Consider the following 20,829-nt stretch of genomic DNA (forward strand, 5'->3'; position numbering starts at 1 on the left):
AATATTGGTAGGCACGATTGGACTCGAACCAACGACCCCTACCATGTCAAGGTAGTGCTCTAACCAGCTGAGCTACGCGCCTAGTGAAGAAGCGAGATTATATGGGCATTTTTTATTTTTGGCTAGCCCCGCCGGAAAGATTTCTCTAAAAATCTTTCCGGGCGCCCCGCCCGCGGCTACAAGCGCTACTGCCGCCGGGCCTCCAGCACGCCCTTCACTTCGCGGATCACCGCCAGCGCTTTCTGCAATTGCTCCGTCGATCCGATTTCGGCAGTGAAGCCCATGCGCGCAAGTCCTTTCACGCTTTGCGTGCTGACGCCGATGACGTTGATCTTTTCGCGCAGGAAGATTTCCGAAATATCGCGCAACAAACCCTGACGGTCGCCGGCCAGCACAAAAATATCGACCGGATACACCGTGTCCTTGGCCGGCGCCCCCCATTCGGTCTGGATCACACGTTCCGGCGCCTTGCTGCTCATCTCGGCAAAATTCTTGCAGGTCAGCCGATGGATCGACACGCCTTTGCCGCGCGTGACAAAACCCACAATGCTGTCCGGCGGCGCCGGTTTGCAGCAACGCGCCAGTTGCGTCATCAACCCCTCGGTGCCGACCACCAGCACGCCCGACTTGGCGCCCTGCACCACACTCGATGCGCGGCTCTTGCGCGTGATGGCGGCTTCGTCCGGTTCCGTCTGTTTTTCTTCCTGGCCTTCATGCAGGGCTTGCTCTATCTGGCGCGGACTGAATTCATCCTTGCCCAGCGACAGGCACAAGTCATCGACCTTGGCGAAACCGAGCTTGTGCGCCAACTCTTCGAGATTGACGGCGGTCTTGCCTTCGCGCTGCAAGGTTTTTTCCAGCACCGCGCGACCATGCGCCAGCGTTTCTTCCTGCTCGATGGCGTTGAACCAGGCCCGCACCTTGGAACGCGTGCGTGCACTGACGGCATAGCCGGGGCTGAGCCAGTCGCGCGACGGACCAACGCCAGGTCCGCTTTTGACGGTGATGATCTCGACGGTCTGACCGTTCTTAAGCGGCGTGTTCAGCGGCACCATGACGCCGTCGACGCGCGCGCCGCGGCAACGATGGCCGACATCGCTGTGCAAGTGATAGGCAAAGTCGATCGGCGTGGCGCCGTTGGGCAATTCGATCACACGCGCTTGCGGCGTCAGCACATAGATGCGTTCGTCCAGCGTGGTGGACTTGAGTTTTTCGACCCAATCGCGGCGCACTTCTTCCTGTTCCACCACGGCGTCGGCGACTTCGCTTTTCCACGCCAGCAACTGGCGCAGCCAGGCGATCTTCTCGTCGTACTTCTGCGCGGAAAAATTGGAGCCGCCGCTTTCCTTGTAGCGCCAGTGTGCCGCCACGCCATATTCGGCGAAATGGTGCATCTCGCGCGTGCGGATCTGCACTTCGAGCGGACGACCGTCTTCGGCGACCACCACGGTGTGCAGCGATTGATAACCGTTTTGCTTGGGCCGCGAGATGTAGTCGTCGAACTCCTTGGGAATCGGCACCCAGATGTTGTGGATGATGCCGAGCACGGCATAGCACGCCTTGACGTCGTCGACGATGACGCGGAAGGCCCGCACATCGTACAGCTCGGAGAAATCGAGCGACTTGCCGCGCATCTTGTTCCAGATGCTATAGATGTGCTTGGGCCGGCCCGACACTTCAGCCTTGATGCCGGCGGCGGTCAGTTCGGTATGCAAACGTTCGATGGCGCTGGCGACGAATTCGGCGCGCTCGATGCGTTTTTCCTCGAGCATCTTGGCGATACGCTTGTAGGTTGCCGGTTCGAGGAAGCGGAACGACAGATCTTCCAGCTCCCATTTGACTTGCCAGATGCCCAGGCGATTGGCCAGCGGCGCATACAGGTCGAAAGTCTCGCGCGCATATTGCGCGGTGGCGTCGTTCTCTATCTTGTTGTCGGCGAAGTAGCGCAAGGTCGTCACACGTGAAGCCAGGCGCACCAGCACCACGCGCATGTCGGAAGCCATCGCCAGCAACATCTTGCGCAAGGTTTCCACCTGCGCCGCAGCCTGCTGCGCCGCGTTCTTGCCGCGCAGGACTTCCTGCGGCTGCTGGAACGTCAGGCCGTGGAAACGCATCAACTGACGCACGCCCGCGACAAGATCGGAAATCTCCTTGCCGAAACGTTCTTCGATCATTGCCGCCACGTCGAGGTTGATGACGTGCAGCTCGAACAACAGGCCGGCAATCCGTGTTTCGGCATCGGCGTTGAGCGCAGTCAGCACACCGACCACGCCCTGCACGAATTGCAGCGCATCCTGCCCGGACGGGATCGGCTTGCCGCTGTAGATCGGTTCGACGAAGGCCAGCGCATCCAATACACGCGCGCTGTCTTCCGGACTCAAGCCGGAGACGATAGAGGCATTGCCCTCTTGCTGAACTGCGACGACAGAAACCATGAAACCTTATTTAGACTCGTTAGATCGTTGAAATATCACTTTTGTGCGGCGACGATGATGATTTCGACCAGCAATTCCGGACGCGCCAGCTTGGCCTCGACGGTCGCGCGCGGCGGCGAATTGCCGGCGGGGACCCAGGCATCCCAGACTGCATTCATGCCTTCAAAATCCTTGACGTCGGCAATATAGATCTGGCACGAAAGGATATGCTCCTTGCTGCTGCCGGCCTCGGCCAGCAGGCGGTCGATATGGCCCAGGACTTCGCGCGTCTGGCCTTCGATGTTCTGGGTAACGTCTTCGGCGATCTGACCGGCAAGGTAAATCGTACCGTTGTGGATCGCCACTTCGGAAAGACGCTTTCCCACATGCAAACGTTGAACTGTCATTTTGGTTTCCTCTATCACTATGTATTGGTTGTCGACTCAACCGAGCAGGAAGTCTTTCGCGACCTGGATTTGCTCGGCATGCATGAATGTCGGCGCGTGGCCGACGCCATCAAATTCCACCAGCTTCGCTTTCGGACCGCGCTGCGTCATGGCCTGCGCCACTTCCGGCAACAGCAGGTCGGATTGGCTGCCGCGCACCAGCAGCGTCGGACAGCGAATCGCATCGTAAGCCGCCCACAGCATGGCTTCTCCCATACTGGCTGCTTCCGGCGTCATGGTCTTGAACGCCTCCGCCAGCCGCAGGTCGTAGTGACGCATCCATTTTCCTTCAGCGTCCTGGCGCAACACATCTGCGGCCAGTTTGTGCCACTCTTCGTCTGTGTGCGGGCCAAAGCTCGCCGAGATAGTGCGAATGTACTGGGCCGCTTCCTCGAATGTGGTGAAACGCACATCCTGGCCGATATAATCGCCGATCCGCGCCAGCGCCGACGCGTTAAGCGACGGGCCGATATCGTTGAGAACCAGGCGACGCACTGGATTCTCCGGCAAGGACGCCAGCCCCATACCGATCAGCCCGCCCATGGAAGTGCCGAACCAATCGACGCTCTCCGCATCCAGGCGCGCCAACAGCGTCACCATATCGCTAACGTATTGCGGAATCACGTAATGCTGAGGATCGCGCAAACGCCCTGAACGGCCGCGCCCTACCACGTCAGGACAGACTACCCGATAGGTGTCGCACAACGCACGCGCCATGACGTCGAAGTCGTCGCCCACACGCGTCACGCCATGCACGCACACCAACACATTCGGATTGCGCGGATCACCCCACTCCTTGTATGCCATGGAATGCAAACCGGAAGGCGAAATACATTGAACTGTCTTCAATACAGCTTGTGTCATGGTCTCGATCGATTCGGATTGGAATAGCCGATATTTTACTCCCTGACGCCGGTGTTACAGCTCGCAAATGGCCGACGACGGCAATCGAACCCACAGGCTGAACATGCCTCAGCGAAGAGAAAAAGAGGGGGAATAAACGAGACAGCGAAAAACAATCGGCTGATTCAGGGCAAAGTCGCTGCTATAATGCGTTCCTTTTTCGGCGATCTTGCCGTGAGGCCACCCTCAGCCTGAGTGGTGAAATTGGTAGACACAGCGGACTTAAAATCCGCCGCTTACCCGAGAGGGGGCGTACCGGTTCGATTCCGGTCTCAGGCACCAAGAAGCAGTTCAAAGTTGTCCAAAGAAATCAACCAAAGCCGCTAAAACGCCACGTTTCAGCGGCTTTTTGTTTTTTAACGTCCAACGAGATCTATTGCAATCCGGTCGTTTTTGCTGCAAGCTTGGATCCATAACAGCAGCGCCCAAATATTACGGATGCTGATTTGCTCGCCGAATTGCCCCCTCCAATTGATCCACCTTCCAGCGTCTGGCGAAGGCTGCGACTCGATTGTACGACCCCTCATAACCCAACGCACGCAGCTCCAAATGGAGCTGCTTCAACGTACGACGTTGCTTGCGTGATTTAGCCGCCTCGGTCTTTAACCAGGCAGGGAGTTTGAGTGTGTACTTGTCCAGAGAGCTCCGGGGACGTCTGTCTGCATAGGCTGGCTCAATGGTTTCCGCGCGAATGTATCGTCTGACGGTGTTTCGTGAGATGCCTAAACGCCTGGCGCTCTCTCGCAACGGGCCCCGGTCAGGAAGGAGCCAGCGTCGAATAATGCCTAGTAATGCCAAGTTGATCACTCCGGTCTCCTGCTCATAGTCATAAGCAGAATTGTGTTCTAAACGTGGGCAATTCTCGGTGCAAATTACGCGGCTAAGTGGGTCAGTTTTCGACGCGAATCAACATACTTGCGTCAACCGCTCAAAAATCCATCAATTTTGATATGTTTTACGTAAGTCTTAATTACGTAAATCCTCAGTCGTGTTACGCTATGGAAATTAATTCAGACTTGTTTCGCGACCACATTCTCAGAGATAGCTTCACAAAGACTGTGAGTTCTGCTGAAGTTTTCTCCAGCGGATCAAGGCCAGCCGTGACGTTATTGTGCCGTCTTGCCAGTTGCATTTTGAAATGGACTCTAAAGCTTGACGGCATCTAGCGAAAGTTAACCGTTTCTCGAAGCCTTTATGAAATCGTCCCCGACAGATTGGAAGAACCGACGAGAAGTGCAAACGAGGGAACCATCATGACAGCCTTCTCAAGGAGTGAGGCTGCGCTTGGCTTTTTATCGTTGCAGATTTCGGTTGGTTGTGCCGACGCTGATCGTGCTCTGTATCCATGCCCGACGACAGGCGCCGGAGCAAGCCATGTCGCCGCCCCGAACCCGCATCGTCTGACATGTCCCGGTACCGATGCGGACAATGTAGCTCCCAGCCTATTCAACCGGTGTCCGAACGCAAGATCCACGCGGCACCATTCGCTGCTGAGCACCTGTCACGCAGGTGCAGTCGCTATTGCCTGTTCGCTGATTATTTTGATTTTCAATACGCTTAATACCAAGGGAAAGGACATCGCCAGTATCTATTCGTGACATGAGTTTAAAAAAATAAAGGAGACATATGAGAAATATCAAGTCGAATTGCTCAAGGTGATGAATCACCATAGAAAGGGGTCAAAAAAATGAAAATTACCAATCTCAATATTGGGATGCGTCTGGGATTGGCGTTTGCGCTGGTCGTTGTGTTGATGATCGGTACCGCAAGTGTCGCCATCAGGAATCTCGATTCGGCCAACGCCAAAATGGATCAGATCGTCACTGATCGTTACGCGCAGATTGCGTTGATCAATCAGATCAAGAACAACGGTTATAAAGGGAACGCCACCCTTAGCAATATTCTCCTGGCGTCGACCCCCGAGAATGCCAAGAAGTACATGGATGAATATGTGGTCATCAGAAAAACCAATGCTGATGCCTATGCGCAATTGGAGAAGCTGTTAAACAGCCCCGAAAGCAAAGAACTGTACAAGACGCAGTTGCAGGCACGCAGTGCCTATGGCGTTTCCGTCAGAAAATTCTTCGACCTCATGAGCGCCGGCAAGCAGCAAGATGCGCGCGACATCTATCAGGGCGACATGGTGCGCTTGCAGGTGGAGTACTACGTCTGGGTCGACAAAATGGTCGACTATCTGGCGCACCGCATGTCCAGTGATGTGAAGACGGCCGCCCAGGATGCCTGGAACGCCAAAATCCAGATGATTGTGTTGTCGACCGTGGCCGCGTTGCTGGCCGTTGTTACCGGCATTTTCATTACCAGAACGATCACGCGGCCGATCAATCGCGCCGTCGTATTGGCTGAAGCCGTCGCCGACGGCAATCTGACGCATCGCCTCGAAATTGACAGCAAGGATGAAATTGGCCGGCTGTTGCAGGCGCTGCAAAGCATGATGGAAAATCTGAACGGCATCGTCGGCCGCGTCCGCGCCGGCACCACCACTATCGATATGGCTTCCAGAGAGGTGGCGCAAGGCAACATGGATTTGTCCAGCCGTACCGAACAGCAAGCCAGTTCGCTGGAGGAGACGGCATCGGCAATGGAGCAACTGACCTCTGCAGTCAAACAGAATGCCGAGAACGCACATGAAGCCAATCAGTTGGCCAAGTCGGCATCGGACATCGCAGTGCAAGGCGGAGCAGCCGTCGAAAAAGTGGTCGATACCATGTCCTTGATCGACACGTCTTCCAAGAAGATCGTGGAAATCATCAGCGTCATCGACGGCATTGCTTTCCAGACCAATATTCTGGCGCTCAATGCGGCCGTGGAAGCGGCCCGGGCAGGCGAGCATGGCCGCGGGTTTGCGGTGGTGGCCAGCGAAGTGCGCAGCCTGGCCCAACGCAGCGCCGTTGCGGCCAAAGAAATCAAAGTACTGATCGACGATTCCGTCACCCAGGTGGGGGTCGGCAGCAAGATGGTCGTGCAGGCGGGACAGACGATCAATGATGTCGTCACCAGCATCAAGCACGTCACCGACATCGTTTCCGAAATCAGCACCTCCAGCAGGGAGCAAAGCGACGGCATCGAGCAGGTCAATCTGGCGATTACCCAGATGGATCAGGTCACGCAGGAAAATGCGGCCTTGGTGGAACAGAGCGCTGCCGCAGCCCAGGCGATGCAGAATCAGGCGGGGCAACTTTCCGAATTGATGGGGACTTTCAAACTCGACGACGATGCTCATCAAGTCGTAAAAGGCACGCGCCGTCACGATCCAGACCAAGACCGTCGCATTGTCGACATCGCGCCGGTGCCGCCTGGCCTGGGCAACAGGGAGTACCGCAGTATCGCTTCGTAAGTCGTATCACGAGAGGAGACACGAGCCAGGGAGTTACACGGCTCGATAAGAAAGATAACAGTAGTCTCGCAGCAAAATCGGATCATCGGGTTTTCTTGACCGAGGAATGGATGGCAGGCGTTCCGATTTCGCTGCGGGCTGATCATTAACTGCTCCTTTCAAATCTCACTCCATCATGACTAACAATTCGAATGCCAGCATTGCGATTGACACTAGTTCTGTTCACTCATCTCTCCAATACAACGCGCTTCGTCTGGCGTTGTCCTTGCGCAAAGTCGGCGCATTCATCGAGGCGCATCGCCGATATGGATATCGGATCGCCAACCTCGACCCGCTCGGCCTCCAGCCTGCACCGCAGATTCCGGAACTGACTGCACAGTTTCATGCGATTGACGATGCCGATGTCGCCTTGTGGGCGGCGGAAATGCATCAGGATGTATTGTCCATCGAGGCGCTCGACGCGCAATTGAAAAACACCTATTGCGGCCCGATTGGCCTGGACAGCAGCGCCATGCGCGACGAGTCTCGCCGGCAATGGCTGATTGAGCAGATGGAGAGCGCGCAGCTTATGCCGTTTTCGGCAGCGCAATCGGCGGCACTCTTGCGCCGCCTGACCCATGCCGAAGAATGGGAGCTCAATGTCCAGAAGTTCTATCCGAAAGCCAAGCGGTTTTCGCTGGAAGGTTGCGAAAGCCTGCTGCCGTTGATGGACACGCTGGTCGAGATGGCCGGTAAACATGGCTTGGGAAAACTGTTTCTGGGAATGCCGCATCGCGGCAGATTGAATCTGCTGGTCAACTTGATGGATGTCCCGGCGGGAAATATCCTGGCGCATTTCGAACCTGATGTCGCATCCACAACGCCGGAATACGACTTACCTTATCACCTGGGATGCTCGACCGTGAAAGAGGCGGCGGGCGGCAAGCTGGCCCTGACGCTGGCGCACAATCCTTCGCATTTGCAAAGCGTCTATCCGGTGGTGCTTGGCATGGCGCGTGCCTGCCAGGATGAGCAGGATTTCCCCGAATCGCGTTGTGCGCCCATCATCATTCATGGCGATGCGGCTTTTGCCGGACAGGGCGTGGTAATGGAAGCGCTCAAGCTGGGACAGCATCGCGGTTATTCGGTGCAAGGCACCGTGCACATCATCGTCAACAACCAGATCGGATTTACTACCCCCAATCCCCTCGATGCAAGCGCGCATGTGTATTGCACAGATATTTCGCGCATCATCGATGCACCGGTCCTGCATGTCAACGCAGACCAGCCTGAAGCCGTGATCCGTGCGGCGCGCATTGCATTTGACTATCGCATGCGGTTCGGCGTGGACATCATCATCGATCTGATCGGTTATCGTCGCTGGGGTCATGCCGAACAAGACACCGCGGAGGTGACGCAACCGCAGTTGCACGCATTGATTGATCAACATCCGCGCGTCACGGCACTATACCGGAAGGCGGTGCCGACTGCCTGCTCCGATCAGGACAGCGCACACTGGCGCGCCGAGGCGCTGAGTCTGTTTCAGCGCACGGCGACGCTGGTCGATAGCCAGACTGCGGCGCCTCCAGCCATACCGGCCAAGCCGCTTGCGCGTTCGGATTTTCAGGCGCTGATGGCAAGCATGACTACCCTGCCGGCACAGTTCCGGCCGCATGACGTGATTGTCCAACTCATCAAAAAATGGCGCGACTATGTGGCGGATGACGCCAGGCCGGTTGACTGGTGTTTTGCGGAGAATATGGCCTATGCCTCGCTGCTCAGCGACGGCAACCGCATTCGCGTCTCCGGCATGGATGTGGGGCGCGGGACGTTCATGCACCGCCACGCGGTGTGGCACTCGCAAGAAGAGGGCCCCGCCGGCGGTATTGCCTTTGTTCCGCTCCAGCGGATTGCCGGTGATCGGGCTACGTTCGACATCTTCAATTCGCCGCTGACCGAGGAGGCCATCCTGGGTTTCGAATACGGCTTCAGCGTAGCGACCAAGGCCTACAAGCTGCCGATATGGGAGGCGCAGTTCGGCGATTTTGTGAACGGCGCGCAAATCATGGTCGACCAATACATCAGTTCGGGTGAGCAGAAGTGGGGCTATCAATCGGCGTTGACGATGATGTTGCCGCATGGTTACGAAGGCGTCGGACCGGAGCATTCCACGGCCTACCTCAGTCGCTTCCTGCAATTGTGCGCGGACCAGAATATCCGGGTCGTTTATCCGTCCGATTCGGCGCAATGGTTTCATCTATTGCGCGAACAGGCGACCGCCGCGCAACGAAAACCGCTGGTGGTGATGGCTCCCAAGGCCAAGCTCTATGCAAATCCGAGTTCGTTTGCGCCGCTTGGCGAGCTCATTGACGGACGCTTCCAGGCCTTGTTGGCAGACCCTGCTGCGCCGTCTGCGGCCACCGTCACGCGCGTGGTGCTGTCCAGCGGCAAGCTGTTCTATGATTTGCAGGCGGAACGAGATGCCGCGCCACAGGTTACAACGGCGTTGTTGCGGGTTGAACGCCTGTATCCGTTTCCTGAAGAGGAGCTGGCGGCGGAACTAGCTCGCTTTGACCGGCTGACGGAAGTGGTCTGGGCGCAGGAAGAAGATAAGAATCAGGGCGCCTGGCACTTCGTGCGGGAGCATCTGGAGAATGTCCTTCCGACCGGCGTATCGCTACGCCATGTCTGCCGTGCGGCGACCGCCTCCGGCGCACGAGCATCGGTGACTCAGCATCTGGCGGGGCAACGAGAGTTGGTCGCGTCGGCCTTGTCGTAGGCATCTCATCTGAACCGTAAGACCTCAAAGGTTGGATTCAATGTCCAACTCTTTGAGGTCAGTTCAACTATGGTACGAGGCTTACGATAACTATCGACATGTAAGAAGATTCGCAGTCTTCAAGACTATCTGGAAAGTGAACATAGACCTGCAATTCTGCGTGCAAAGACACAAAATAAGGAACGGCTCCACATTAAACTCAAACACGATCCGTTGGCACCACGAAGCTGCGGAAGGTAAATCCCCATTACCGAAAAGGCAATTCCAGCCGCCCAGACAGCCTTTGCGGGCTGAAATTGGTAAATCTGCTTGCCATAGTTCGCCTGGGCAATATAATTGCCACACAGAAATACAAACCAAAATGAACCATGCTTCTTCGCCCTACTGTCCTTCTCCTCGTCAGCCAGCTTGCCCTAGCAGGCTGTGAACGATCGCAGGCAGAAAAATTAGCTTTTCAGCATGCGGAAGAACAGTATCGAATCAATGCTGAAGAGAGCGCGAAATACCAGCGCTCAAAAGCCGGGGAGGATGCCAAAGAAAACGGTGCCGCGACAAATGGAGAAAAAGAATAATTTGGTTTAAGGTCGCAATCCTTATGTCTTGCATTCACAGAATGAAGCTGCCCTCCAGCTAAAATCCCCTTCACCTTCTTTATCAATGGCACTTCCACGCAAAATGCCAATCAAGCGCAAGGCTCTCGCCAGCAGTATTCTCAAGCGACACGCAAGTCAACACACCACCATGAGGCTGAAGCCTGTTGAACGCGAAGGGAAATACAATGATTGTGCAGTCTCGTTTGCAGAATTGCACATTTGCTGCCCAAAGCCTTGATGAGCAGACAAATGAACAAAAAAATTCACGTATTTTGCATAGGTTCGTCTTCGATACTAGCGAAGTTCATGCTACGATTTTGCCATTCATGGGAGGAAGCAAAGAATGCCTGACGGTCACGATTGCGTTGAACTGCCGACCATCATCAACAATGTGGAATATGTTTTGCAGAGCCGCACAATTGCGTCAGCGGATGGGAAACAGCACTCTGAATATCGTGTGCTGCTCAAGGGTTCCGTGATCAAATCCTGGACGCCGGGCAACATTCGCTCCTACTTCTCCGTCCCAGAGTAACAAACAAACGTCCATCACAATATGGTCATCATGCGGCCATGTTTGCTCTTCTCGCCAGGATTTTTTCGATTTTATCCTTCAGGGTCGCCGCATTGAACGGCTTGACGATGTAACCGTCTGCCCCCGCCTGCGCAGCTTCGACAATATTTTCTTTCTTTGCTTCGGCAGTGATCATCAGCACAGGCAGATGACTCAGCGATGGTGTTGCGCGAATTTTCTTCAGCAATGCCAAGCCATCGATTACAGGCATGTTCCAATCGGTCAGCACGAAAGTAATCGGTGCGGCGCCAGCCTCCAAAATTTTCAATGCGGCAGAACCATCTTCGGCCTCCGCCATCTTGGTGAACTCCAGTTCTTTGAGCAAGCCGGTAACAATGCGTCTCATGGTGGAGAAATCGTCTACTACCAGGAAATATTGATCATCTGCCATTTTGGGGTACTTAATTCTTGGGGTTAGTGGGTGCGAGAACGATAAAATTATAGAATTTTTTCGATTATTGCCAGTTTAAAACATTTCGAGAAATTTCAACACTATATGGCTCTGTTATTGCGTTAATAACCATGAATTAAAGATTAATGTTTGGAAATAAACATTATTTTTTATCATGGTCTATTGTGAAAATATTCTGACTGATACCAGCATTCCATATTCTTGAGAAGCCGATATGAACGTACGTCGGCAAACGAATTTTCAGAGAAAATCGACAGAAAATACGAAACCATTTTCCATCCGGGAAAGGAAAATATGACTTGGAAAATGGGAGTCGCTACTTCTTCAGCAATTCGATGGCGTCTTCTGCAACGCTACGTAAATTGGTGATCGTCGCATTGAGATCTGCAAGTTCCCTTGCCGTCGGCGGCTCATCCAGACCGCCTTTGACCAAAGAAGCTTTGATAATCGTCGCCGCCATATGCCAAGCCGCGCGATTATGTGCGTTGATCAATTCCCTGCGGATCCGCTCCAGTTCCGCTTTCTTAGTTTTGTCCATCGATATCTTTTAGCTCGTCGGTTATCAGAATCTGACCGCTGCCCGGACCCTCATGAAAATTTCCCACCGGAAACGCAACATGAACTCTTGACGCTATACTATGCATCAATTCTTTCAAGCTTGTGACTCGCATTCACTTGGGTATCTCGACATTCCCCAATAGACATTACACTGAATTTCTATATTGAAACAATAAATTATTAGGATTCAACAAGATTTTTTACGTTGTCATGATTCCGATCAATTTGTCTTTTATTCAACATTTTGCAAATTTTGCGGTAATCGATTTTTTTCTCTTCACCAACCAGCAGCCAATTCCTGCGTCAAATCCGCGGCTGGAATTTCCTTGCAGCCACGAGCATTCTGCCCCGACCATAACGGTGAAAAATCACCGCTTCCCTGCGCCTCGGCCTTGCTGCGCAGCGGAGCGATGGCTGCAGTTGCCAGCGGAAAAGCCGGCGCAACGTTGCTAAGTGGCCCCAGTTCCCGCATGACTCGATTGACGATGCCGCGTGCGGGGCCGCCCGTAAACAAGTTGGTCAAGGCTGTATGTTCAATGGCATCGCTTTTTAATGCTGCACGATGCGGTGCGCTGGTGGTGGCTTCCGGGGTCAACAGATATGCCGTACCGATCTGCACGCCGGCAGCACCCAGGAGTTTTGCTGCGGCCACACCCGTAGCGTCGGCAATGCCGCCGGCAGCGATCACCGGCACTTTCACAGCGCGGACGATTTGCGGCAGCAACGCAAAGGTTCCCAATTGCGTAGTCAGGTCATGCGACAGAAAAAAACCACGATGCCCGCCTGCTTCCAGTCCTTGAGCGATGATCGCATCCACGCCCTGCTCTTCCAGCCAGCGTGCTTCTGCAACCGTAGTCGCGGACGACAATATCCGAGACCCCCAACTGCGCACGCGCGCCAACAATGCCTTGTCGGGCAAGCCGAAGTGAAAGCTGACGACCGGAGGCCTGAACTCGCTCAACAACTCTGCAACCTCCGCAGAAAATGGCGCACGTCCCGGTCCCGCCGGAATCTCGTCGGCATTGATACCGAACTCGCGATAATAAGGCGCAAGCGCGGCATGCCAAGACGCATCGCGCAAAGCATCGGGCACCGGAGGCACATGCGCAAAAAAATTGATGTTGTACGGTTTGTCGGTCCCTGCGCGAATTTGCTCAATCTCTTTGCGCAGCAAATCCAGACTCAGCGTAGCGCAAGGCAAGGAACCCAAACCGCCGGCATTCGATACCGCTGTCGCCAGCGCATGGCCTTGCACGCCGGCCATGGGCGCCTGGATCAATGGCAAATCAATGCCCAACAATTTTTGCAACGTTTCCATATCTGTTCCTTGGTCTTGACAGGCGTTAGCATCCATGACGACGGCCCAAAGGGAATCCTTGCCGCAAGGTATGCTCCCTGATATTTCGGTTGTATTTATTTTGACAGTATATCGGGGTCTGGAATTTGGCGTCGGCTGTTACCACTCCTTACCTTGTGCTTCGACTGATGGCCCTGCCGATAACTTACAATCACGACATTGTCTTACCATCAGGAGATTCCAGGCATGCGCCGCTTGCTTCCTTTGCCGTCCGCTTCCGTTGTTCTACCCCTCGTGCTAGCCGCCGCGCTTGGCGGTTGCTCGACCTCCAAACCCTCGTTCTACCACCAGGAAGATTTCAGCGAAACCGATACCTATTCGCGCAGCTTCGCTGACAGCGACGCCAACGTCTGCGAAGCTGCCCGCCGCGCCCTGCTCGGCCAGGGTTACATCATCAGTAAAGCCCAAGCCAACATCATCGACGGCACCAAGAGCTTTCAGCCTGAGGCCGACCAGCACGTGGAGATCGCTTTTCACATCGTTTGCGTAGCCAATGGCAAAGCCGACCGGAACACGTCGATATTTGTCAGCGCGACCCAGGACCGCTATGCCCTGAAAAAGACCAACAATTCCGCCAGCCTTGGCGTCGGTGTACTCGGTTCGGTTTCCATGCCGTTCGGTTCCAGCGACGATTCGCTGGTGCGAGTGGCCAGCGAAACCATTCGCTCGCCGCATTTCTATGATCGTTTCTTCGGTGCCGTGGAGCGTTATCTGATCCCAGGCGAAGACGACGCCGCCAAAGCCGGCAAAACGCAACTGGATGGTCCTGTGACGTTGCCACAAAAAAAGGAGTCTCCATAGAGACTCCTTTGTGATTCGCCAACGAAACCTGATATTTCAAACAACTTGAGCGTAGTTTTCTTGCCCGCTTATCTTACCAACGGCCATGATGGTAACCATGCCCGTAATGGCGATAGCCGTGGCGATAATAGCCCGGACCGTAACCGCGACCGTAGTAGACGTCACGTTCAACATACACCGGCGGCGGACCGACATACACGGGAGCTGGGCGAAGATATACCGGAGCCGGTACGTAGACCGGGGCGGGTTGTACATAGACGGGCGGCGGCGGTGCGTAAATGGGCACGCCGATGTTGACGCCGACGTCGACATGAGCAGCCATCGCGGGAGCCGCAAACAGACTTGCGGCGATGACGCCTAGCGATACTGCTGTTACGGAAAGAAGAGATTTTTTCACGATGGCTCCTTGGATGTACCGAAGGTACGTAATACTTTTCACGAAACTGTTAGGTACATTAAAATCCAATTCGAGACGGATGACCAGTCGGTTCTCGGTAAGCCTTGTAACGAAATGCTACAAATTCCTGATTCACCTTCACAATCGAGGATAGTGGCGGTGAAAGAGCCCATCAAGACGGACATGACAACAATGCATGTCCGTTTTTTGCATGGCAGTCCGATCGATCAGGCTGCGTTCAATACGGGTGCGGTATTTTTCCCCGTTTCGATGCGCGCGACCTTGGCGACGGTATCAGCACATGCGCGCGCCGCCTCCTGGCCCTTGACGACGAAGTGTTCATGGAAAAACTGCTGATGCTCGCCATGAGAATGAAAATGATGCGGCGTCAGCACGGCCGAGAAAACCGGCACTTCGGTTTCCAGTTGTACATTCATCAGCGACATGATTACCGCCTGCGCGACGAAATCGTGACGATAGATGCCACCGTCGACCACCAAGCCGGACGCGACAATACCGGCGTATTTCCCTGTCTTCGCCAACAACTTGGCGTGCAGTGGAATCTCAAACGCGCCGGGGACTTCAAAAAAATCGATATTGGATTCGGCAAAGCCGAGTTTGGCGATTTCCGCGGTGAACGAGATGCGGCATTGGTCGACAATCTCTTTATGCCAGCATGCCTGAATGAAAGCGATACGATTTTTTGCGGGATGGGTATTGCTGGATGGATGTTGCATTTGTTCAGGACTCCTGTTTGTCGAATAAAAAAACAGGGCGCATGAAAACGAGCAGGCGCATGCAGTCGAACATGCGCGTGGCAGGTTTTCGTTCTCTTTCATCCGGACTATGACCGTCGGCCCCGGAATCACACCGGGTCTGCTGACCTTGAGGGACTGGTGTCCGCCAAGCGCTCGCGGGCTCATTGTAAAGACATCGAAAATAACGTCATCGCAACATTACCGCCGGTGGGGATTTTCACCCCGCCCCGAGAACATCGTGGTCGAGAAACCTCAAAGTTTTTCGCCACGCAGAAATTTATCACGACTGAAAAAAATTTGCTGGCGGCCTCGCCGTTGCACGGCGCATCGACGAGGTCATCCGTCCGCCTATGCGCGCGCCTGACCTTGCAACGACGCGATGCGCGATTCAATCGATGGATGACTGGAAAACAAACCCATCCACGATCCGCGCCCGGCGATGCCGGAAGCTTGCAGATTCTGCGGCAGGCCGTCCGGCTCCATGCCACCCAGGCGACGTAATGCACCAATCATCGGTGTCGGCGACCCCATCAAGGTAACAGCGCCGGCATCGGCTCTATATTCACGCTGACGCGAAAAGTACATGACGATGATGCTGGCAAGGATGCCGAAGACGATTTCACAGACCACCACCGTCACCATATAGCCAATGCCCGGACCGGAGGAAGCTTCATTGTTGCGGCGTAAAGCCGAGTCGACAAAGTAACCGACGATGCGCGCCAGGAACATGACGAAAGTGTTCACGACACCCTGGATCAGCGTCAGCGTCACCATGTCGCCATTGGCGATGTGCGCCACTTCGTGCGCCAGCACGGCTTCGACCTCTTCCCTGCTCATGCCTTGCAGCAGGCCTGTCGATACCGCCACCAGCGAATTGCTCTTGCTGGCACCGGTGGCGAAAGCGTTCGGCGGACCGTCATAGACTGCGACTTCCGGCATGGCCAGTCCGGCGCGCGTGGTCAGCCGGTTGACCGTGTCGACCAGCCACATTTCGGTGGAGTTTTGCGGATGTTCGATGACGTGCGCGCCAGTCGACCATTTGGCAATAGTCTTGGACATCAGCAAGGAGATGAAGGAACCACCGAAGCCGATCAGCGCACAGAACGCCAGCAGCATGCCGAAATTGAGACCGTTGGCGGTCATGTAACGGTTGATGCCGAGGATACTGGCAGTGACACTCAGCACCAGCATCACCGCAAGGTTGGTGACGAGAAAAAGAATGACGCGTTTCATAATGCTTCCTATGCAAAGAAGAGACGGCCGCGCTTCGACAGCCGTCGCGAAAAAAACGAAATTGATAAATCGATAAACGGATGGGGGCGTCCTGTTCGCCGGCGACTGCCGAAAACAAAACGCAATGGCGGTCAGACGACCGGAGGCGGGCGCAGTAGATCGATGAACGCGGACGTGCCGCCGTTCACGCAAGGATACAAATGAGGAAACGGACGCCAATCCAAAGGCAAAGTGGCAAACGGCGCCGGTAAGGTCTGATCTTCCAGGTCGGCCTGCACCTTGAACGGCTCGGACTCAGGCTGTGAGTCCGCTGCAGCGTTGACCACTTCCTCGACCGCCTGCAAGGCTGGCATGCCGGCGCCATCATGGAACACGATGGCGGCATGCCCGCTCGCCTCGCTTGCCATAGGCTCCAGCGTCCCGGCAAACAATTGCAGGGGAAACAAGAATGCCAGCAGCAAAAAGCAGAATCGGCGCATGAGCGAGGCAGTGTAAACGTCAGAACACATCAAGAGGCGCATTATACGCAAGCGCGAAGAAGCAGGCACAGGCAGCGGCAAAAGTTATTCACAGAAAATGTGGCCAACCCTGTTGATAACTTGTTTATGACCACGTGCAAGTCGCATCCGTTCGGCATTTGCTACAGGTGCTCAGGCGTCGTGCAGCGGCTGCTCGCGTATGTCGGTCACGACCTGGTTGCGACCATGTTTCTTGGCGCGATACAAGGCGTCGTCGGCGCCATTGAGCAGGGTCTTGCCTTCGCTGTCCCGGCCGGGAGTCATGGTGCAGACACCCACACTGATGGTCATGTGGGTATGAATGGCGGATTTTTCGTGCAAAATGGCGAGATCGCTGACGCTGCCGCGCAGATGCTCGGCAAAGCGTTCAGCCTGCTCTTCGGTAAAACCGGGAATCAGCATGATGAATTCTTCCCCGCCATAGCGCGCGCAAATGTCGGTTGGACGGCGCATCTGCGCACGCAAGGTATTGGCCACCAATTGCAAGGCCTTGTCGCCTTCAATGTGACCGTAATGGTCGTTGTATTGCTTGAAGTAATCGATATCGATCATGAACAGCGACAGGCTGCTGTGGTTGCGCTTGGCCGCGCGCAACGCCAAGGCATAGCTTTCATCGAAAAAGCGGCGGTTGTATATACCGGTCAGGCTATCGGTAATCGCTTCGCGCTTCAACGCATCCGAGTGCGACATAAGCATTTTTTCGCGCTTGACCGACGTGCTGGAATCGCTTATCTGGATCAGGCAGGTAGCTGCTTTTCCGTCGGTTGCCTGCAATGGCGTCATGATGATGGATTGATGCATGCGCGCCGGAGAGTCTCCACGGTCCTGCTCCAGAAACAGCGGCAACGGCGAACGATGCAGTGCGCTCGACAGCATGGTCGGCAGACCGTAGCCGATGGCGTTGGTCAGGGCGCGCAGGAAACCCGGCGTCAATTGCTCGCCGAACAGCGCAATGATGTTCTGGCCCAAGGCTTGCGTGCGCGCAATACGGCTATGCCTGCTCATCCAATCATTCCACAGCAAAATGTTCAGCTCATGGTCAACCACGATCAAGCCAAGGCTGACGCTATTGATCACTTCATCTGTAGAAAATCCCAAGGGAGCCGGACCGCTCATTACATGCCGTTCAGAGAATATTGTTCAAGTATTGCTGGAGATGCGTTATCAACTTGCTTAGCGAAGTGGAACTGAGCAGAAAAATCAGGTGGCCTTCCGTATGGTGCTTTTCCAGCAGCAGGTCGATGTGCAGAATCAGGACATAGCTGTCGTCGTCACCCTTCTCCGACAGCCGTCGGGTAATCTCATCGGGCGACGACATGGAGTAGGACGGCAGCGAACTGTTCAGGCTGATGCCAAGCATATCGGCCATGGCCGACAGACAGGCGTTGAGGATGATGTTGCCGAGTTCGCACATCGCCTCCTGCTCGAATTCTGCCAGATCCTCGATGCTCATCTGCGAGCCCATCATATCGCGCACAATTTCCAGCGCGTAATTCTCGGTAAACAGCAACAAGGCTTCAGCGTTGAAGGGACCGGAAAACACCTGGCTGACGGTAGCGAACGTATCGTCCGTGAGCGCCAGCACGCGGCTGTTGACTTCATCGGTCCTGAGCACTTCAATCGACGGTACCGACAACATGACTTCTTCGCCGACGATCTCGCTCAGGCTGAGGGCCGCCCTCCCGGCGCCGACATTGAAAACTTCCGTTAGTGCATCGATCTCAATCTCGGAGAGAACCTTCACGCCGCCCCCGTGAAATGGCTGATCGCCTGGGAGATGGATTTTTCCGTCACCGGCTTGGCGACGAACAAGGCGCCCAACTGCTGCGCGCGCGATTGCGCTGCCTCTTGGATATTTGCGGAAAAAATCACAACGCGAATATCAGGATATTTCCCCAAGATAATCTCCGCAGCATCGGTGCCGAGCATTCCGGGCATATTGATATCCATGGTGCAGTAGTCGGGCCGATCCTTTTCGACGGCGCCGATTGCCTCATCGCCGTTGGACGCTTCCTGAATGATCCAGTCGGCATGCGCCGCCAGGATATGCGCCTTGATAACCATGCGCGAAACTTTGCTGTCGTCGACGATCAGCACTTTTTTAAAGGGAGTTGCAGGCATGGGGGACATGATCAGTTTATAAAAGTTATCTTTTTTTCTATATTTTACTATTTTCAATTCGAATATTTAATTCGATCGTTTTCAAGTGTCGCAGAAAAATGTACAAAATCAACTGACATTTCCTGCAAAATCTTGCTTTAAAACAAAGAGTTGGTGCAATTCCATGACGACAATCGCTCAATTGGCTTAGCGAACGATCGACGAGTTGCACAATCCATGCCGCCCAAGACGTCGCAGACGAGATGTTCGGTTCACAACTGCAGCGTCAACAATTCCCCAAAAGCGATGGCGTGCGCGTTGACGGCAGCATGCTCGGCCATCTTCGTCACAGCAAGACCCAGCGCGCGCGCCTGCAACAGGCGGATGGTGCCTGCATGGCAAACCACGATGGCCTGGCTTTGCCCTCGTTGCAGAAGGTCGGCGCTGAACGCATCCACCCGCTGCGCGACATTCAGAACATTTTCTCCGTTGCCCGGACGATAGCCAACGACATCGCTCGCCCATGCGTCGATTTCGGCGCGCGGCAAATCCCCCCAAGGGCGCTGCTCCCACGTGCCGAAATGCATTTCCATCAGACGCGGATCGTAGTGCACCGGCCCGGCATTGAGCGAAGCCGCCAACGGTTCCGCAAGAAATACGCAGCGCTGCAATGGGCTGGAATACACCGGCACATGCGGCGGCAAACGCGATCCCAGTTGGTCAAGGACTTTACGGCACTCCTCCTCAGCGACAGCCAGATCGCTACTACCATAACAAAGGCCTTTATCAATGATGGGTTGGGGATGGCGGATAAGATGCAGCAACATGGTCGACCTTTCTATTTATGAATGCGAAACCGGCGATACCGCTGCTAACAGGCCCAGGTAAATCGCCACTTCGCTGAATTGTTGGACGGCGCCGAGACAGTCCCCGGTATAGCCGCCGATACGACGCCGGAATTTGCGCGCAAGAAAAAATGTGGCTGCTGCACCCAGCAGCAAGGCGAGCAGCAGCGCTTGCGGCGCCAGCCACTCCATCGCCAGGCAGACAATCATCGGCAAAAGTGCCGTGACCGCGGCGATCACAAACTCCAATGCGCTCATCTGGCGCGCCAGCGGCTTGGCCTTGCCTTCTTCGCGCACGTAGTCCATGCGCCAGATCAATACAGCAGCAAGGCAACGCGACAAGGGATGTGCCACCAGCAAAGCCGGGATCATCTGCGCCGCCGGCAGCGACGCCAGACTGACGACTTTAACGGACAGCAATACTACGATGCCGATCACACCGTAAACGCCGACGCGTGAGTCACGCATGATCTCCAGCACCTGCGAGGGCTGCATGCCACCGCCGAAGCCGTCGCAGACATCGGCGAAACCGTCTTCATGGAAAGCGCCTGTCAGATATATTCCCGCCGCCGTCGACAGCAATATCGCCACGATCTGCGGAAAGCACAGCGCCGCCAACCAGTACACGGCGGCGCATACCAGTGACACCACGATCCCGATCGCCGGAAAATAACGCGCCGCATGCTGTAGCCAGGCCGGATCGAAACCTACCCAACGCGGTGCCGGCAAACGCGTAAAAAATTGCAGCGCCGTGAAAAACAACCGCAATTGATAACGCAGGCCAGAACGGCACATAGGCACGACGGACAT

At 55.2% G+C, this 20,829-nt stretch carries 21 protein-coding genes, 2 tRNA genes, 1 pseudogene and 1 riboswitch; of the genes and pseudogenes, 7 read left to right on the forward strand and 17 right to left on the reverse strand.

The genetic code is table 11. The features are described 5' to 3' along the window. Nucleotides 1-5: 5 nt before the first annotated feature. The 4 genes from RV1423_RS00590 to RV1423_RS00605 all read right to left on the reverse strand — a co-directional run bounded on the left by RV1423_RS00590 (nt 6) and on the right by RV1423_RS00605 (nt 3,724). Nucleotides 6-82, reverse strand: a tRNA-Val gene (locus RV1423_RS00590). A gap of 103 nt (nt 83-185) precedes the next feature. After that, nucleotides 186-2,435 carry a bifunctional (p)ppGpp synthetase/guanosine-3',5'-bis(diphosphate) 3'-pyrophosphohydrolase gene (locus tag RV1423_RS00595; protein ID WP_034291997.1) on the reverse strand — a complete coding sequence of 750 codons (2,250 nt, stop codon included), beginning with the start codon at nt 2,433-2,435 and terminating at the stop codon, nt 186-188. A 35-nt stretch (nt 2,436-2,470) separates the two neighbouring features. Then, complete coding sequence (locus RV1423_RS00600; RefSeq protein ID WP_034291999.1) at nt 2,471-2,821, reverse strand: RidA family protein; 351 nt, start codon at nt 2,819-2,821, stop codon at nt 2,471-2,473. 36 nt (nt 2,822-2,857) lie between these two features. Next, the gene (locus tag RV1423_RS00605; protein ID WP_034292001.1) at nt 2,858-3,724 is read right to left on the reverse strand and encodes an alpha/beta fold hydrolase; all 867 of its coding nucleotides are present in this window, start codon (nt 3,722-3,724) and stop codon (nt 2,858-2,860) included. A gap of 228 nt (nt 3,725-3,952) precedes the next feature. Here RV1423_RS00605 and RV1423_RS00610 point away from each other — a divergent pair. Next, a tRNA-Leu gene (locus tag RV1423_RS00610) sits at nt 3,953-4,045 on the forward strand. Between the two features lie 198 nt (nt 4,046-4,243). Here the strand turns inward: RV1423_RS00610 and RV1423_RS30530 are convergent. Continuing rightward, nucleotides 4,244-4,570, reverse strand: a pseudogene (locus RV1423_RS30530) (IS21 family transposase); the annotation flags it as partial. Between the two features lie 446 nt (nt 4,571-5,016). On the opposite strand from RV1423_RS30530, the gene RV1423_RS29620 reads away from it, so the two are divergent. The 5 genes from RV1423_RS29620 (at nt 5,017) to RV1423_RS00630 (ending at nt 11,001) form a co-directional block, all read left to right on the forward strand. After that, complete coding sequence (locus RV1423_RS29620) at nt 5,017-5,361, forward strand: hypothetical protein (RefSeq protein WP_155834993.1); 345 nt, start codon at nt 5,017-5,019, stop codon at nt 5,359-5,361. 89 nt (nt 5,362-5,450) lie between these two features. Beyond that, entirely contained in the window at nt 5,451-7,118 is a 1,668-nt protein-coding gene (locus RV1423_RS00615; protein ID WP_081768627.1) for a methyl-accepting chemotaxis protein, read from the forward strand. A 175-nt stretch (nt 7,119-7,293) separates the two neighbouring features. Further along, complete coding sequence (locus RV1423_RS00620; protein ID WP_034292004.1) at nt 7,294-9,876, forward strand: 2-oxoglutarate dehydrogenase E1 component; 2,583 nt, start codon at nt 7,294-7,296, stop codon at nt 9,874-9,876. Nucleotides 9,877-10,244: 368 nt separating this feature from the next. After that, nucleotides 10,245-10,448 carry a hypothetical protein gene (locus RV1423_RS00625; RefSeq protein WP_034292006.1) on the forward strand — a complete coding sequence of 68 codons (204 nt, stop codon included), beginning with the start codon at nt 10,245-10,247 and terminating at the stop codon, nt 10,446-10,448. Nucleotides 10,449-10,812: 364 nt separating this feature from the next. Continuing rightward, nucleotides 10,813-11,001, forward strand: a complete 189-nt coding sequence (locus tag RV1423_RS00630) for a hypothetical protein (RefSeq protein WP_034292008.1) — start codon at nt 10,813-10,815, stop codon at nt 10,999-11,001. Between the two features lie 28 nt (nt 11,002-11,029). Here the strand turns inward: RV1423_RS00630 and RV1423_RS00635 are convergent, their stop codons facing one another. The 3 genes from RV1423_RS00635 to RV1423_RS00645 all read right to left on the reverse strand — a co-directional run bounded on the left by RV1423_RS00635 (nt 11,030) and on the right by RV1423_RS00645 (nt 13,328). Further along, nucleotides 11,030-11,431 carry a response regulator gene (locus RV1423_RS00635; RefSeq protein WP_034292010.1) on the reverse strand — a complete coding sequence of 134 codons (402 nt, stop codon included), beginning with the start codon at nt 11,429-11,431 and terminating at the stop codon, nt 11,030-11,032. Between the two features lie 337 nt (nt 11,432-11,768). Next, complete coding sequence (locus RV1423_RS00640; RefSeq protein WP_034292012.1) at nt 11,769-11,990, reverse strand: hypothetical protein; 222 nt, start codon at nt 11,988-11,990, stop codon at nt 11,769-11,771. A 297-nt stretch (nt 11,991-12,287) separates the two neighbouring features. Beyond that, a complete protein-coding gene (locus RV1423_RS00645) occupies nt 12,288-13,328 on the reverse strand; it encodes a nitronate monooxygenase family protein (RefSeq protein ID WP_034292014.1) in 1,041 nt (346 codons plus the stop codon). A 225-nt stretch (nt 13,329-13,553) separates the two neighbouring features. Between RV1423_RS00645 and RV1423_RS00650 the strand changes: the two genes are divergently transcribed. After that, nucleotides 13,554-14,168 (forward strand): DUF2242 domain-containing protein, encoded by a 615-nt coding sequence (locus tag RV1423_RS00650; protein WP_034292016.1) that lies wholly within the window; start codon nt 13,554-13,556, stop codon nt 14,166-14,168. A gap of 73 nt (nt 14,169-14,241) precedes the next feature. Here the strand turns inward: RV1423_RS00650 and RV1423_RS28850 are convergent, their stop codons facing one another. The 9 genes from RV1423_RS28850 to RV1423_RS00695 all read right to left on the reverse strand — a co-directional run bounded on the left by RV1423_RS28850 (nt 14,242) and on the right by RV1423_RS00695 (nt 20,829). Beyond that, nucleotides 14,242-14,565 (reverse strand): hypothetical protein, encoded by a 324-nt coding sequence (locus RV1423_RS28850; RefSeq protein WP_231502003.1) that lies wholly within the window; start codon nt 14,563-14,565, stop codon nt 14,242-14,244. Nucleotides 14,566-14,792: 227 nt separating this feature from the next. Further along, nucleotides 14,793-15,302 (reverse strand): 6,7-dimethyl-8-ribityllumazine synthase, encoded by a 510-nt coding sequence (locus RV1423_RS00660; protein WP_034292020.1) that lies wholly within the window; start codon nt 15,300-15,302, stop codon nt 14,793-14,795. A gap of 86 nt (nt 15,303-15,388) precedes the next feature. Beyond that, nucleotides 15,389-15,562, reverse strand: a riboswitch (FMN riboswitch). Nucleotides 15,563-15,671: 109 nt separating this feature from the next. After that, entirely contained in the window at nt 15,672-16,556 is an 885-nt protein-coding gene (htpX, locus tag RV1423_RS00665) for a protease HtpX (protein ID WP_034292022.1), read from the reverse strand. A 131-nt stretch (nt 16,557-16,687) separates the two neighbouring features. Beyond that, complete coding sequence (locus RV1423_RS00670; protein ID WP_231502004.1) at nt 16,688-17,017, reverse strand: hypothetical protein; 330 nt, start codon at nt 17,015-17,017, stop codon at nt 16,688-16,690. Nucleotides 17,018-17,206: 189 nt separating this feature from the next. Continuing rightward, nucleotides 17,207-18,079: a GGDEF domain-containing protein gene (locus tag RV1423_RS00675; protein WP_231502005.1), complete on the reverse strand. Its 873-nt coding sequence runs from the start codon at nt 18,077-18,079 to the stop codon at nt 17,207-17,209. A 121-nt stretch (nt 18,080-18,200) separates the two neighbouring features. Next, on the reverse strand, nt 18,201-18,818 hold the full coding sequence (locus tag RV1423_RS00680) for a chemotaxis protein CheX (protein ID WP_034292027.1): 618 nt from the start codon (nt 18,816-18,818) through the stop codon (nt 18,201-18,203). After that, nucleotides 18,815-19,252, reverse strand: a complete 438-nt coding sequence (locus RV1423_RS00685; protein WP_231502006.1) for a response regulator transcription factor — start codon at nt 19,250-19,252, stop codon at nt 18,815-18,817. The genes RV1423_RS00680 and RV1423_RS00685 overlap by 4 nt, the downstream gene beginning before the upstream one ends. Before the next feature lie 194 nt (nt 19,253-19,446). Next, the gene (locus RV1423_RS00690; protein ID WP_034292031.1) at nt 19,447-20,001 is read right to left on the reverse strand and encodes a histidine phosphatase family protein; all 555 of its coding nucleotides are present in this window, start codon (nt 19,999-20,001) and stop codon (nt 19,447-19,449) included. 15 nt (nt 20,002-20,016) lie between these two features. Next, nucleotides 20,017-20,829, reverse strand: coding sequence for an adenosylcobinamide-GDP ribazoletransferase (locus RV1423_RS00695; protein WP_051516398.1), 813 nt, complete (start codon nt 20,827-20,829; stop codon nt 20,017-20,019).

This window comes from Herbaspirillum sp. RV1423 (genome assembly GCF_000577615.1).
In the GTDB taxonomy this organism is placed as follows: Bacteria; Pseudomonadota; Gammaproteobacteria; order Burkholderiales; family Burkholderiaceae_D; genus Herbaspirillum.

Bases quoted from the DNA above. Each gene is read 5' to 3' on its own strand.
- RV1423_RS00595 (WP_034291997.1), bottom strand. From the start codon at position 2,435: ATGGTTTCTGTCGTCGCAGTTCAGCAAGAGGGCAATGCCTCTATCGTC.
- RV1423_RS00600 (WP_034291999.1), bottom strand. From the start codon at position 2,821: ATGACAGTTCAACGTTTGCATGTGGGAAAGCGTCTTTCCGAAGTGGCG.
- RV1423_RS00605 (WP_034292001.1), bottom strand. From the start codon at position 3,724: ATGACACAAGCTGTATTGAAGACAGTTCAATGTATTTCGCCTTCCGGT.
- RV1423_RS29620 (WP_155834993.1), top strand. From the start codon at position 5,017: ATGACAGCCTTCTCAAGGAGTGAGGCTGCGCTTGGCTTTTTATCGTTG.
- RV1423_RS00615 (WP_081768627.1), top strand. From the start codon at position 5,451: ATGAAAATTACCAATCTCAATATTGGGATGCGTCTGGGATTGGCGTTT.
- RV1423_RS00620 (WP_034292004.1), top strand. From the start codon at position 7,294: ATGACTAACAATTCGAATGCCAGCATTGCGATTGACACTAGTTCTGTT.
- RV1423_RS00625 (WP_034292006.1), top strand. From the start codon at position 10,245: ATGCTTCTTCGCCCTACTGTCCTTCTCCTCGTCAGCCAGCTTGCCCTA.
- RV1423_RS00630 (WP_034292008.1), top strand. From the start codon at position 10,813: ATGCCTGACGGTCACGATTGCGTTGAACTGCCGACCATCATCAACAAT.
- RV1423_RS00635 (WP_034292010.1), bottom strand. From the start codon at position 11,431: ATGGCAGATGATCAATATTTCCTGGTAGTAGACGATTTCTCCACCATG.
- RV1423_RS00640 (WP_034292012.1), bottom strand. From the start codon at position 11,990: ATGGACAAAACTAAGAAAGCGGAACTGGAGCGGATCCGCAGGGAATTG.
- RV1423_RS00645 (WP_034292014.1), bottom strand. From the start codon at position 13,328: ATGGAAACGTTGCAAAAATTGTTGGGCATTGATTTGCCATTGATCCAG.
- RV1423_RS00650 (WP_034292016.1), top strand. From the start codon at position 13,554: ATGCGCCGCTTGCTTCCTTTGCCGTCCGCTTCCGTTGTTCTACCCCTC.
- RV1423_RS00660 (WP_034292020.1), bottom strand. From the start codon at position 15,302: ATGCAACATCCATCCAGCAATACCCATCCCGCAAAAAATCGTATCGCT.
- htpX (WP_034292022.1), bottom strand. From the start codon at position 16,556: ATGAAACGCGTCATTCTTTTTCTCGTCACCAACCTTGCGGTGATGCTG.
- RV1423_RS00675 (WP_231502005.1), bottom strand. From the start codon at position 18,079: ATGAGCAGGCATAGCCGTATTGCGCGCACGCAAGCCTTGGGCCAGAAC.
- RV1423_RS00690 (WP_034292031.1), bottom strand. From the start codon at position 20,001: ATGTTGCTGCATCTTATCCGCCATCCCCAACCCATCATTGATAAAGGC.
- RV1423_RS00695 (WP_051516398.1), bottom strand. From the start codon at position 20,829: ATGTCCGTCGTGCCTATGTGCCGTTCTGGCCTGCGTTATCAATTGCGG.